The following is a 12,438-nucleotide window of genomic DNA, read 5'->3' on the forward strand; positions in this document are numbered from 1 at the left end:
GTGGTTTCTCCTGTTAGTTGGTCAGGTCGCCGGGAGCGAATAGGCCAGAGAATTCGCGGCCCGACGATTTCAGCTTGTCAGCCGTCGCCTGGAGAACGAACTCGTTGACACTCATGCCCGCGCGATTGGCGGCGTCGAAGAGATTGTCTCTGAAGCCTGACATGACTGTTGCGCCCCGAAGCAGGACGGGGACCCGCGATTCCCGCGGCGTTAATGCCTGCATACTCATCGGTACCTCCTCGATCGGAATGCGGGAATCTTATCCCATGGTGGAGTCGTTGGGGATTGGACATGTTTGGACATCACCCCATGACGCCGATCCGCGAGAAGTACATTTGCACTCGTGCGTCCAGCCTCTGATTTTCCCGGAGTAGCTGGAGCGCCTCTTGGTCGCCGCAAACCTTCATTTCCAGCGCGACGGCAGAGATCTGCAGCGGGGCGCCAGGCCGCGATTGGCGGCCGATACCATCGCTGGCAACCCAGCGCCGAATAGTCTTGGTGCAAACGCTTGCCCTAAATGCCGCCTGCCGGATGTTGATAATCTCGTCCGGCTTCATGTGAACCGGTAAAGTCCTCATGCTCGCGCCCTTTCAGCTCGGATGGCGTTGGCGCGGGCAACCGCCTCGCAGGCTTCCTTGGCCGTGAAGCCGAACCGCACTTTCAGGTCTGGGATGGCGCGCGGATTGCCGGCCAGCTGATCGGCAAGCCACTTGGCGGCGATTTCCATGGAATTGTCGCTCATGCAGCTAGCTCCATTTCCCGCCAGCCTACGCCGTCGCTAGGCTGAAGAAAGTGATCGGGAACTCGGCAGTCAGGGAAGCCTGGCGCCGGACCCCAATTCGCTGTGTTCCATCTGCCGACACGACGGCCATAGCCCAAACGCTTCAGCCAGTCGTCGTCTGTGACCGGCCCGGCGGATCGAGCTGTTGTCGCCGCGGCGATGAAACCCTCGAAGCGGCGCTCATTGATGAAAGTGGCCGCGTGCATCACTGGGTGATCGGCTTTCGAGGCCAGAAATGCCTTGTATGGCTTCACGGCTTCTGCGCACTTTTCCCTTTCGTCGATCGTCAGTCGTTGCCATCCCGCATATGCCTTAGACTTCGACATGTTGGGGGTTCGCGGGTACTCCAGCCAGAATGCTTCATATGCTTCCGAATAGGGCTTAACCTTCACGGATTTGCCCCGCTCGTCCGAACTCGTTTCGGACAAGAGAGAAGAAGATTTATCTTCTTCTATGGATATGGATATGGATAGTTGATCTGCCGTTGGGTGCGCCGTTGGTAACGGCTGGACAACAGCCGTTGAAGCCCTATCGTTGTTTTTCAATCCTTTAGAGCGCGAAGACGCAAACCCTGCGGCGACTTTTTGTTCGCGAGTTCGTTCAACTTTTCCGCGCTCGGCCGTCAGCTTTTTTTGCGTCCACCCACCTTCCGAGAGCGTCCAGAACCGCATGACCACTGGCTTCAGCGTCGCCCACTTCTTGGCGGTTACTCCCACCATAAGGGCGAGGCGTCGGTCATCATCGGGCAGGGCACATTCGACGGTCCGCCAGGCAAACATCAGCAGCCTGAGATAGACGCCATGCTCTTCGTTGGTGAGGTGTTGCGTGTCCGCAATGTAGGCATCCGTCCAGATTGGCAGGATTGGGAACTGGGCCATAAGAGTTACCTCGCGGCATTTCTCGCCGCCGAGCAGGCGACGTCAATGAAGAGGTCAACCGTCCTGACCGCTCCATTTCGCTGCTTGGCGATGATGAATTCAAGCTTGTTCTGACAGGCTTCCAGCCGCTCAGAACGCTCCATCTCGGCCGCCTCGTCTTTGCCCTTGGCCTTTTCCAGGTAATAGGCCTCGCGGTAAAGCAAGGCGACGGTGTCCGCGTCCTGTTCCAGCGAACCGGAATCGCGAAGGTCTGCGAGCTGGGGACGCTTGTCCTCTCTGCTCTCGACCTGTCGGGACAACTGCGAGAGCGCGATCAGGCCCAAATTGTTTTCCCGGGCGATCTGGCGCAGGCCAGCACTGATCTCCGAAACTTCATTATTTCGGTTGCCGGAGTAGCGGGACGACGCGGCGAGCAATTGCATGTAGTCGACGATAAGCAGATCGAGAGGGTTTCCTGCTCGGTCGGCAACGTCCTGCATGCGATCGACCTTGACGCGGAGGTCCGTGATAGAGAGCCCTGACTGCTCCTCGATCCAGAGGGGAAGCCGGTTCATCTCCTGCTTGGCGGCAACAAGATCCTCGAAGTCCTTCTCTGTCACGCGGCCGGTGATCAGATCGTTGTAGGGGACACGGATATTCCGGTCGTAGGCGATATCGGTCAAAGCTCGCATGGCGAGGCGAGGAGAGCCCATCTCCAAAGAGATGAACCCGACGCCGGCGCCAGCCTGAGCTGCTTTGATGCCAATCCCCAAGGCAACGGCTGTCTTACCCATGGATGGCCTTGCACCAAGTAGCACCATCTCGCCGCGGTGAATGCCACCGGTGAGAGCGTTGATGTCGGCCAAGCCCCATGTGATGCCAGTAATGCCGCTACCGCACTGCATGGCTTCCTGGACTTGGTCCAGCGCTGTGTCAGCCGCCTCGGAGAGGGAGAAGCGCGTCTTTCCTCTGCCGGTGCCGCGTAACTCGGCGGCAACACCGTCGAATGCGCGTGCTGCCGCTTTGATCAGCTCGGACGCGTCGGTTGCAGGATCTGTCGCCGCAGCTGCGACACGCTGCGCCTCAGCGCCAACCGACACCCGTGCCCATTGCTGGATCAGGTTGGGCACGCTGATCTTCAGGCCGCCGGCGCCGTACACGCTGTTCGCAACGAGCCGCGCCATGTAGGAGGACAGCGGTTCTTTCAGGAAGTCAGACCAGCTTTTTGCCTCTTCCGCGGGGAACATCTTGAAGACAAGCCCAATCGAGGCGCTGTTGTAGCGCTCGGCTGCAAGCTCGATCATCTCGAAGAGCCGCCTATGAAGCGGCTCGATGAAGTGTTCAGGTCGTACAGTGCCGCGCACGGCGCTATGCTGCCCAGAGGACAACACGGCGCCAAGCACTTCCTGTTCGATCTCGATGACGTGACCGCATTTCTCCAAGTCGATAGGTGCAACGATCTGGTTCATGCGGCGGCACTCTCGGTCTCGTCTGCAGCGATAATCTCGGCTTCAGAACGGAGGACATACCGTGCGTGGGTTCCCGCGAATGGGCCGCCGTGCTGCTCGTCGATCGTCTCGATGACGAAGCCGAAACGGCGCAGCTTGAACACATAGTGGGACCAGCGTGGGCCGGGGTGGTCAATCGGCGTGCACCCGCGGACCCCGGCATTGACGAGATTGCGGAGCGCCCAGGCATCGCGGCCAACAACCTTGATCGGCTGGCCGTCGGGAAGGATGCGCGCAGTGATTACAAGACGCTTTGCCATCAGTAGCGGCCTCCAAGTCCGGAAAGCTCGCAGATGACTTTTGCATGTGCTGCCGACACCGAAAACCGCCGAAGGACGGCCCGGATTGCGAGCTGATGAGATTGATTTTGCGGGGTAGTTACGATAGGTTCACGGGCATCGAAGCTCTCGCCAAAGACGTCGATACTTCCGAGAACCCGGTTCGCGCGATCAAGCCGCGCAGCCGGGCTTTTCATATGCATTGGTCGCCCTCCTACGCCGCGACCGAAGTCGAAAGACGACGCTTTGAGGCAAGCCAGAGGTCAAGATCCGCCGGGTCATAGACCACGATTTTGCCGACCTTGCTGTAAGCAGGGCCGCCGCCGGTGAGGCGCAGCTTGTTCAGAGTGGATGCCCCAACCGTGGTGTAGTTGGCCGCATCTTCAACGCGCATTTTCGGGCGGATGGTGCTTTGCTGTTCGGTCATCTGGTTTCCTCTTCCGTTACCGTGTGTCCGGTAAAATCCGTGTAGGACGGGGAAGAGGTCGCCAGGGATGCGAGACCCCCAAGAAAATGATAGGGGGGTCTCACACCCTACAGCCAGTAGGGCCGTTTAGAATTAGTCAGATCCTCGCCGGATCTGTCTGGCATTTCATCAATCAACCTACGGATCGTGTAAGCAAATTCCTCGTTCTCATCGCCACCGGCATCAACCCAGGCGGCGCGGACGAAATCAAGGAAGGGACTTCGCTCAGGCTGGGTGCCTGGCCGGCCCCCTGTCAAATAGGACCAAACGTCAGCAAGGAGAGCAACAAAGGCTTTCTTAGCCGGCGCTCCTGGATTTGGTCGGTTCAAGCCAATCCGCTTGGAGGTCTCTTCTGCGTGGTCAACAAATCCCGCCAAAACCTCATATGCGGAGTAGATGAATGTCGAATCGGCCCGAGCTAGCTCAAGCCTGCGGCTGAAGGCCTCGGCGCCTTTTCTCTCGGGCTTGGATGTCTGCTGTGGCACTTCCTCGGGACGTTCACTGTCTTCAGGGTGATGCTTTTCATAGATCGACGCCAACTCGTCGTCGTAGCTGGTTTCCTCATAATCGTCTTCGATCCCTCGTGGTGGAAGATCCCGAGCAGCCGGATGATTCAGCCGGAAATCCATCATCGCCGGTACTAGCGCCTCCTTGAGGCGTGACGTGTATCGGTCTGTAGAGCCTGGAACTAATGTCTTTATGAACGCCAGAAGGCTGTTACGAGCTCGCTCGGCCGCATGTTGGGCATCGATCCAATCTTGCTTATATGCGCCAAGTTCCAACGTCTGCTCGGCGTCAATGGCCCGATGAATCGCGGCCTCAAGCGCGCGGCGTCCGTGAGCGATGACTTCCTCCTTGCTGAGTTTCCGATGAGCCGCGTGCAGTTTGCTCCCTCTTTTCAGTAGGCCAACCATAACGCCGTCGACAGTTAAGGTGACGTCGTGGCGATATATCCCCGCCGGTACTCGCAAACGAGCTGATTGCGGCGTCTTCTTGGGGCTCTTCATGGATTCACTTTCGAATGACGTCGACAACAGAAGGCAGGGATTTTGGTGCAGACCGACATCAGGACTTCCCTGGCCGCAATGGGTGAACGTTCTCCCGTCGTGGTCGATCGCCCATGGCATCCACAATTTTCGAGCCAATGAGATCGGAGGCGTGGCGTTTCGGATCGTCCGCAAGATGGGCGTAGCGCTCGGTAGTTTTCGCCTGCGTGTGGCCGAGTAGCTTGCCTATGATTTGAAGGCTAAGGTTGGCCTCGACGCCGACGGAAGCATGAGTGTGCCGGAGGTCGTGAATGCGGACTCTGACGTTCGGGTTGTCATCCGAGGCATCGAGGCCAGCACGCCTGCGGACATGGTGCCATGGGCGCTTCAAATCGGATCGGGGGCGATGTTCTATCTTGCCGTCGGCACCGACCTTTGGTTCGCCCGGGATGACGTACGGACCGAGACGCGGCAAATCGGTGAGGATGAGCTGCGCCGGGCCGTTGAGAATGATGGTTTTCTTTCTGGTCTTGCTATCGTCCAGGAACAGCAAGCCACGCTGCAGATCCACGTTGCTCCACTTGAGCTTCAGGATTTCCCCGCGGCGCGCCCCTGTCAGGATGAATAGCCGAAGTGCTGCGGCGACGGAGGCATCGATCTTGATCCGGCGATTTTCTGCCTTCGGAGCATGCTTGGCCTTTTTCTCCGGATCGGGGTCCCATGGGATGCCGTCGGTCTCTGCTTCCCGAATAGCGTCTCCCAACCGCGCGAGTTCTTCGCTTGTGAGATATCGCTCTCGACTGTCTTCGGGGTACTTCGCAATGCCGGCCGCTGGGTTTTCCATCTTGGGGATGGCTTTGGTGTCCATAGCCCATGTGTACATCGAGCTGACGGTTGAGAGCACCCGGTTGGCTGTGGTGGATCGGTCTTTCAAGGAAACGTGGAGTTTTTCGACATCGCCGTTGCCGACGTCCTTCGCCTTCTTGTGTCCCAGCGTCTCCGCTGCAAGGCTCAGCCAGTGGGCATAGAGCTTGTAGGTCGAACTCTTTTTCTTGGCGTCGATCGAGAGAAGGTACTCGTCCTTTACTGTGTCGAATGTCGGGGAAGCGCGATCCGCGCTCTTCTCCTTGGCTGGATCTTTCCCCTGCACGACTTCTGCAACAACGCCTTTTGCGATGCGCCTGGCTTCGTCGGGCGTGACCTTCTTTGTGCTCCCGATCGTGTATCGACGCACCGGCGCATCTCTGCCAGAGCCGAACCGGTAGATGACAAGATACGTCATAGCGCCGGTCGGTCGGACCCGAATTGCAAAGCCGGTGACGGCGGTGTCCGAGACGAAGAATTCCTTTTCGCCAGCCTCTATGCGCTTGATCAGCGTGAGGGTGATTTCGGCCGAGATTGACGAGTTGATAGGAGAGGCGTCTTTTTTTGCCATTTCAGTTATCCGGGGAAGCACCAGGGAAGTACGAAAACGGAAACCACCGGAAACGCACGACTACATGCTACTAGGATTTTGTTGAAATAAAAGACTTTTTGAGGAGAGGCGGAAACGCTCGGAAACTGGCGGAAACGACGGCCCATTGCATGGCATGCAAGAGGTCAGCGGTTCGATCCCGCTTAGCTCCACCAAATCTTTCCTAACTTACTGTTCCAGATAAACGCAGCACTCCTGGCCTGTTGGCATTGCGCAGAAATTTCTGGCGACCGCTGTTTGTCGAGCCGCCGTCTCAGCCGGTTCGTTACAATCCGCCTAGATCCCCGAAAACTCGCTCGCCCTCGGGCCTGCCAGCGAAACGCGCCAGGATGATTTGCTCGTGAAGCTTTGGGTCGCGAGGAAGGTGTAGCCGGTGCTCTGCCAGAGCTTTACCGAGCCGTTGAGGCTGTCGAGCACGTAGTCGCCGGATTTCAGCCGTGCGACGAGGACGACGTGATTCTGGCCGTGGCGTTCGATGACCACAGACAGCGCCAGTTTCCGCGATGGGAAGCCGGCGTCGAGCAGGGTCTTCATCTTCAGAAGTGCGTAGTCTTCGCAATCGCCCTTGTTGCCGATCGGCAGAGACCAGTATTCGATCTTGCCTGACGTTGCGGTATCCGGTGCAGCGCTCGTTGCGGCGTTGACGCTTCTGTTCACGCGGGTGATCAGCGCCATTGCCGAAGCGTCATCCAGCGCCTTGCCGCCGCCGTTCCTGCAGACCCAGCCGTACCGCACGCAGGCTCCGGCGAAGCCGGGAGGCGCGCCGATCGATCGCGCCTGGGGCAGGGGCGTTCCGGCAAATGACTGATTTTGTGAAACAAAACTCAACACAACAGCAACGCTAGTCAACAGGAAGTAACGCATCGTCTGTCCTCCCTTCGAAAGTGCTAGTCCGTTTAAGCTAAAACTTTATGCATTCGAGGTTTGCTATGTATTAAGATGTACTATTACTGGCGGGCTTGCTGACTAGGGATAATGAATAGCTAATATAAAATGTATTTCGTTAGCGCTTCGTTAACCTAGGGAGTTGCCCAATGTTAAGAACAGCAGCGAAATACAGCATAGCCATCGCTTATCTTATGGCTTCAACCAGCCTCGCGATGTCTGCCCCTCTTCAGATCGATTGCCGTATCGTCAAGCCGGGAACCATCGAGGCTCGCCTCTGTCGTCCCACAGCTGCGATCCCGACCGATGACTATCACGGTTTCGGCGACGGTTCAGGCGGTTTCGGAAATTCTCAACAGGCTTCGACATCTGGCGGCGGCTCCGGCAGCCATCCGGGTGGCGGCGGGAACCCCGGCAACGGTGGCTCTGGTCCGGGCAACGGGGGCAGTGGTCCCGGTGATGGTGGCAGTGGTCCTGGCGATGGTGGTAGCGGCCCCGGCAATGGCGGCAGCGGTCCTGGCGATGGCGGTAGCGGCCCCGGCGATGGCGGCAGCGGTCCTGGCGATGGCGGTAGCGGTCCTGGCGATGGCGGTAGCGGCCCCGGCGATGGTGGTAGTGGCCCGGGCAACGGCGGCAGCGGTCCTGGTGATGGCGGTAGCGGTCCCGGCAATGGTGGCAGTGGCCCTGGGGGCGGCGGTAGCGGTCACGGTCATGGTCATGGTCATGGTGGCGGTGGTTCCGGGCATGGCAGTGAACACCACGGTCACGGTTCCGGCCATGGCGGCCATGGTTCTGGCCACGGTGGTAATGGTTCCGATAATGGTGGCCAGGGTTCCGGTCATGGTGGCAGTGGCCACGGCGGCCACGGTGGTAGCGGCCATGGCGGACAAGGTTCTGGCCATGAAGGGCAAGGCTCCGGACATGGTGGCAACGGCCATAGCGGCCACGGTTCCGGCCATGGCGATGGCGGCAACGGCAACCAGCACCATGGCAAGCATGGCGGCGACCGGGGTAATGGCAAGCATGGTGGTGACGGAAAGCACTCAGGCGACAAGCCGAATGGCGGAAAATCCTGGGGCGGCAATGGCGGCAAGAAGGACGACGGCCGTAAGTCTGGCGATCACAAGCGCGGTGACGGCAAATCGGACGGAAACAAATCGGGCGGCGGCAAGGTTGGCGATAACAAGCCTGGCGATAACAAGCCTGGCGGCGGAAAGTCTGATGACAACCAGTCCGGTGCCGGCAATCCCGGCGGTAGCAAGTCCAGCGATAAAGGGCCCGGCGATAACAAGTCCGGCGGCGATAAGCCGAGCGGCAAGCAGGGTGACGGCCGGTCGGGTGGTGGCAAGTCAGGCGGCGACGATAGGTCGGGCGGTGACAAGCCGGGAAACAACAGTAGCTCCGGCAATCACCAGAACGACAACAGCCAGAATGACAATCAGGGTCACGGTGGTGGCGGCAAGTCCGGCCACTAATACTGGCCCGCGATTATCGATGAAAACGAGCCCGGCCGAAAAGCCGGGCTTCGTCACGGGTACGCGCCGCCGCGACCAGTATCGGGCGCCAGGCGCTTGCAACATAGTGGCCAGCGCACTCGTTTCATCGATAGCCTTGCCATATCCCCCCGTTCGGCATAGCTCTGCGGCCTAAGAATCCGGATCGCCGATGCCCCATAAGGTCTTTCTCTCCCAGCTCAAGCTCACCGACTTCCGCAACTACGCGGCGGTGTCGCTGGCGCTCGATGGGCGCCATGTCGTGCTGACGGGCAATAATGGGGCCGGGAAGACCAACCTGATGGAAGCGGTGTCGTTTCTGTCGCCGGGGCGCGGGCTGCGGCGCGCGACCTACGCCGATGTCACGCGCGTCGGCGCGTCGAACGGCTTTTCGATCTTTGCCGAGCTTGAGGGTATCGAGGGGAATGTCGAGATCGGCACCGGCGCCGACACGGCCGATGAAAATGCCGCGCGGCGGCTGCGCATCAACGGAACGACAGCCAAGACCGCCGACGAGCTCACAGATCACCTTCGCGTTCTCTGGCTGACGCCGTCCATGGATGGTCTGTTTACCGGCGGCTCTTCGGATCGCCGCCGCTTCCTCGATCGTCTCGTCCTGTCGCTCGATCCGGCCCACGGCCGCCGCGCCAGCGATTTCGAGCGTGCCATGCGCAGCCGCAACAAGCTGCTCGACGATGGCCGCTTTGATCCCTCCTGGCTTTCGGGAATCGAGCAGCAGATGGCAAGTCTCGGTATCGCGATGGCGCTTGCCCGCCAGGAAATGCTGGGCCTGCTGGCCAGGCTGATCGAGGAAACACGCGAGACCTCGCCGTTTCCTTCCGCCGCGCTCGAATTGTCCGGCTTCATGGACGGCCAGTTTTCACGCCCGGCCGTCGATCTCGAGGATGACTATGCGGCGATGCTGGCGGCAAGCCGTTATCGCGATGCTGCGGCTGGCCGCACGCTCGATGGCCCGCACCGCGCAGATCTGATCGTCCGTCATCGCGAAAAGCAGATGGAGGCCGCGCGCTGTTCGACCGGCGAGCAGAAAGCGTTGCTGGTCGGCCTCATCCTGGCGCACGCGCGCCTCGTCGCCAATCTGACGGGTCACGCGCCCATTCTGCTGCTCGACGAGATCGCCGCACATCTCGACGAAGGCCGCCGCGCGGCGCTCTTCGATCTCATCGATGGTCTCGGCGGTCAGTCCTTCATGACCGGCACCGACCGGTCGATGTTTTCGACGCTCGGCGAGCGGGCGCAGTTCTTCACCGTATCCGAAGGGCATGTCGGCGCATGAGCGGCGGCGCTTCCTTCTTCGCGCCCGGCCATGATAGCATCGCTCCCATGGAACCTCTTAGTCCCGAAGAAATCGCACGATATCAGCGTCATATCCTGCTTCCGGAGATCGGCGGCGCGGGCCAGCAGAAGCTCAAGGCGGCGCGCGTACTCGTCATCGGTGCCGGTGGCCTCGGCGCCCCGGTGCTGCAATATCTGGCGGCGGCCGGCGTCGGCACGCTTGGCATTGCCGACGATGACCGGGTGTCGCTGTCGAACCTGCAGCGCCAGGTGATCCACGATTCCGGCACGATCGGCGAGATGAAGACCGAGAGTGCAGCGTTCGCCATCGCCCGCCTCAATCCGCATGTAAGGGTCATACGCTTCGAGGAGCGCTTCTGCCCGGAGGCGGCGGCACGCCAGATTTCGGGCTTCGACCTGCTGATCGATGGTTCCGACAATTTCGACACCCGCTATGCCGCCGCCGATGCCGCGGAGCGGGCAAAGATACCGCTGGTAACGGGTGCCGTAGGCCGCTTCGACGGCTCGGTAACGGTCCTGAAGCCTTACGAGACGGCTGCTGATGGCAGCCTGAACCCCACCTATCGCGATCTCTTCCCCGAAATCCCGCCCGAGGGGCTGATACCCGCCTGCGCCGAAACCGGGATTGTCGGCGCCCTTACGGGGGTCATCGGCACGCTGATGGCCATGGAGGCGATCAAGCTCGTCACCGGCAACGGAGAGCCGCTCATCGGCCGCCTGCTGCTCTACGACGCGCTGAGCGCCCGTTTCGATACCATAAGATACAAGCGCCGGCGGACCGCATGATCGATATCGTCAGACTGGATGAAAGCTTCGGCGGCTGGGCGGAGCTGCTCGACCTGATCCTCTCCTCCTTCGCCTATATGAACGGCCGGATCGATCCGCCGTCCTCGGCGCTGGATCTGACGGCCGACGCGCTACGAGCCAAGGCGGTGGCGGAAATCGGTTATGTCGCGCTTGATGATGGCGCGCTGGCTGGATGCATGTTCCTTCGCCCGGAAAGCGATTGCCTCTATCTTGGCAAGCTCGCTGTCGCACCTGAATTGCAGGGCAGGGGGATCGGTAAACGACTTCTTGCTGCAGCCGAGGCTACGGCCAGGGAACGCTCGCTTCAGATGATCCGGTTGGACACCCGCATCGAGCTGACCGGCAACCATGCCGCATTCGCCGCGATGGGCTTTGTCAGGACGGCCGAGAAAGCGCATCCCGGTTTTGATCGCGTCACCTATGTCGAGATGCGTAAGACGCTCGGCTAGCGGCCGGGCAGCACGCGGTTCGGCGGCCGATGCCCATCGATGAAGGCGCGGATGTTGATGATCACCTTGTCGCCCATGTCGATACGGCCTTCGATCGTTGCCGAGCTCATATGCGGCAACAGCACGACCTTGCCTTCGTTGGCGAGTTTGATCAGCTTCGGATTGACCGAGGGCTCGTTCTCGAAGACATCGAGGCCCGCACCCGCGATCCGTCCCTCCCGCAGGCATTTGATCAGCGCCGCTTCATCGACGACATCACCGCGCGCGGTGTTGACGAGATAGGCAGTCGGCTGCAGAAGCGCGAGGCGCCGGGCCGAGAGCAGGTGGAAGGTCGCCGGTGTCGACGGGCAGTTCACGGAGACGATGTCGACCCGGGCCAGCATCTGGTCGAGGCTTTCCCAATAGGTCGCCTCCAGCTCGTCTTCGGTCGCCGGGTTCACGCGCTTGCGGTTGTGATAGTGGATCGAGAGGCCGAAGGCCTTGGCGCGCCGCGCAACGGCGGTGCCGATCCGGCCCATGCCGACGATGCCGATCCGCTTGCCGTGAATTCGCCGTCCCAGCATCCAGGTCGGTGACCAGCCGGCCCATTCGCCGGGCTTGTCGGTAAGGACACGCGCACCTTCGCCGAGCCGGCGCGGTACGGCGAGGATCAGCGCCATCGTCATGTCGGCCGTGTCTTCGGTCAGCACGTTCGGCGTGTTGGTAACGGTGATGCCCTTGCGGGCGGCAGCCTCGACATCGATATGGTCGGTACCGTTGGAGAAGCTGGCGATCAGCTTCAGCTGCGGCCCTGCCTGTTCGATCAGCGCTGCATCGATCCGGTCGGTCACCGTTGGCACCAGCACGTCGGCAGTCTGCACCGCCTCGGCAAGCTCGGGCATGGAGCGCGGCGAATCGTCGATGTTCAGTTGCGCGTCGAACAGCTCGCGCATGCGGGTCTCGACCGCGTCAGGCAGTTTCCGGGTGATGTAGACCTTCGGTTTTTTCTTCGATGTCATCGCGGCCGGCCATGCCTTGTTCAGATGTCTTTAACCAAGACGGGGGATAATTTTAACGTTCGGGCAATTTCTACCAGACCCGCACGCGAAGACAAACAAAACTCGCGAGCGGTTTCCGGCGAATGTCACGGCCCGGCTG

16 protein-coding genes are annotated in these 12,438 nt (G+C 60.5%); 4 read left to right on the forward strand and 12 right to left on the reverse strand.

What is annotated here, in order from left to right:
• Window positions 1–13: 13 nt before the first annotated feature.
• The 11 genes from ACEN84_RS09330 to ACEN84_RS09380 form a co-directional block, all read right to left on the reverse strand.
• The gene (locus ACEN84_RS09330; protein WP_413710666.1) at window positions 14–163 is read right to left on the reverse strand and encodes a hypothetical protein; all 150 of its coding nucleotides are present in this window, start codon (window positions 161–163) and stop codon (window positions 14–16) included.
• Between the two features lie 139 nt (window positions 164–302).
• Window positions 303–557 carry a hypothetical protein gene (locus tag ACEN84_RS09335; RefSeq protein WP_413710667.1) on the reverse strand — a complete coding sequence of 85 codons (255 nt, stop codon included), beginning with the start codon at window positions 555–557 and terminating at the stop codon, window positions 303–305.
• Between the two features lie 17 nt (window positions 558–574).
• Window positions 575–742 (reverse strand): hypothetical protein, encoded by a 168-nt coding sequence (locus ACEN84_RS09340; protein WP_413710668.1) that lies wholly within the window; start codon window positions 740–742, stop codon window positions 575–577.
• Window positions 739–1,659: a YdaU family protein gene (locus ACEN84_RS09345; RefSeq protein ID WP_413710669.1), complete on the reverse strand. Its 921-nt coding sequence runs from the start codon at window positions 1,657–1,659 to the stop codon at window positions 739–741. Before ACEN84_RS09345 ends, ACEN84_RS09340 begins: the two co-directional genes overlap by 4 nt.
• A 5-nt stretch (window positions 1,660–1,664) precedes the next feature.
• Window positions 1,665–3,107, reverse strand: coding sequence for a replicative DNA helicase (locus tag ACEN84_RS09350; RefSeq protein ID WP_413710670.1), 1,443 nt, complete (start codon window positions 3,105–3,107; stop codon window positions 1,665–1,667).
• A complete protein-coding gene (locus ACEN84_RS09355) occupies window positions 3,104–3,406 on the reverse strand; it encodes a hypothetical protein (protein WP_413710671.1) in 303 nt (100 codons plus the stop codon). The genes ACEN84_RS09350 and ACEN84_RS09355 overlap by 4 nt, the downstream gene beginning before the upstream one ends.
• Complete coding sequence (locus tag ACEN84_RS09360; protein ID WP_413710672.1) at window positions 3,406–3,627, reverse strand: hypothetical protein; 222 nt, start codon at window positions 3,625–3,627, stop codon at window positions 3,406–3,408. Before ACEN84_RS09360 ends, ACEN84_RS09355 begins: the two co-directional genes overlap by 1 nt.
• A gap of 11 nt (window positions 3,628–3,638) precedes the next feature.
• The gene (locus ACEN84_RS09365; RefSeq protein WP_413710673.1) at window positions 3,639–3,851 is read right to left on the reverse strand and encodes a helix-turn-helix transcriptional regulator; all 213 of its coding nucleotides are present in this window, start codon (window positions 3,849–3,851) and stop codon (window positions 3,639–3,641) included.
• 107 nt (window positions 3,852–3,958) lie between these two features.
• A complete protein-coding gene (locus tag ACEN84_RS09370; RefSeq protein WP_413710674.1) occupies window positions 3,959–4,897 on the reverse strand; it encodes a hypothetical protein in 939 nt (312 codons plus the stop codon).
• Between the two features lie 58 nt (window positions 4,898–4,955).
• Window positions 4,956–6,311: a tyrosine-type recombinase/integrase gene (locus ACEN84_RS09375; protein ID WP_413710675.1), complete on the reverse strand. Its 1,356-nt coding sequence runs from the start codon at window positions 6,309–6,311 to the stop codon at window positions 4,956–4,958.
• A gap of 315 nt (window positions 6,312–6,626) precedes the next feature.
• A complete protein-coding gene (locus ACEN84_RS09380; RefSeq protein ID WP_413710676.1) occupies window positions 6,627–7,214 on the reverse strand; it encodes a transglutaminase-like cysteine peptidase in 588 nt (195 codons plus the stop codon).
• Window positions 7,215–7,450: 236 nt separating this feature from the next.
• Here ACEN84_RS09380 and ACEN84_RS09385 point away from each other — a divergent pair, with 236 nt between their 5' ends.
• The 4 genes from ACEN84_RS09385 to ACEN84_RS09400 all read left to right on the forward strand — a co-directional run bounded on the left by ACEN84_RS09385 (window position 7,451) and on the right by ACEN84_RS09400 (window position 11,301).
• The gene (locus ACEN84_RS09385; protein WP_413710677.1) at window positions 7,451–8,710 is read left to right on the forward strand and encodes a hypothetical protein; all 1,260 of its coding nucleotides are present in this window, start codon (window positions 7,451–7,453) and stop codon (window positions 8,708–8,710) included.
• A 190-nt stretch (window positions 8,711–8,900) separates the two neighbouring features.
• Window positions 8,901–10,025, forward strand: a complete 1,125-nt coding sequence (gene recF, locus ACEN84_RS09390) for a DNA replication/repair protein RecF (RefSeq protein ID WP_413710678.1) — start codon at window positions 8,901–8,903, stop codon at window positions 10,023–10,025.
• On the forward strand, window positions 10,022–10,831 hold the full coding sequence (locus ACEN84_RS09395; RefSeq protein ID WP_130279406.1) for a molybdopterin-synthase adenylyltransferase MoeB: 810 nt from the start codon (window positions 10,022–10,024) through the stop codon (window positions 10,829–10,831). Before recF ends, ACEN84_RS09395 begins: the two co-directional genes overlap by 4 nt.
• Window positions 10,831–11,301 carry a GNAT family N-acetyltransferase gene (locus tag ACEN84_RS09400; RefSeq protein ID WP_413711284.1) on the forward strand — a complete coding sequence of 157 codons (471 nt, stop codon included), beginning with the start codon at window positions 10,831–10,833 and terminating at the stop codon, window positions 11,299–11,301. The genes ACEN84_RS09395 and ACEN84_RS09400 overlap by 1 nt, the downstream gene beginning before the upstream one ends.
• On the opposite strand, the gene ACEN84_RS09405 is transcribed toward ACEN84_RS09400, so the two are convergent.
• Window positions 11,298–12,299: a 2-hydroxyacid dehydrogenase gene (locus ACEN84_RS09405; protein WP_112714250.1), complete on the reverse strand. Its 1,002-nt coding sequence runs from the start codon at window positions 12,297–12,299 to the stop codon at window positions 11,298–11,300. The two genes, ACEN84_RS09400 and ACEN84_RS09405, sit on opposite strands and share 4 nt — an antisense overlap.
• Window positions 12,300–12,438 lie beyond the last annotated feature (139 nt).

Origin of the sequence: Rhizobium sp. Rhizsp82 (genome assembly GCF_047325115.1) — a bacterium.
In the GTDB taxonomy this organism is placed as follows: domain Bacteria; phylum Pseudomonadota; class Alphaproteobacteria; order Rhizobiales; family Rhizobiaceae; genus Rhizobium.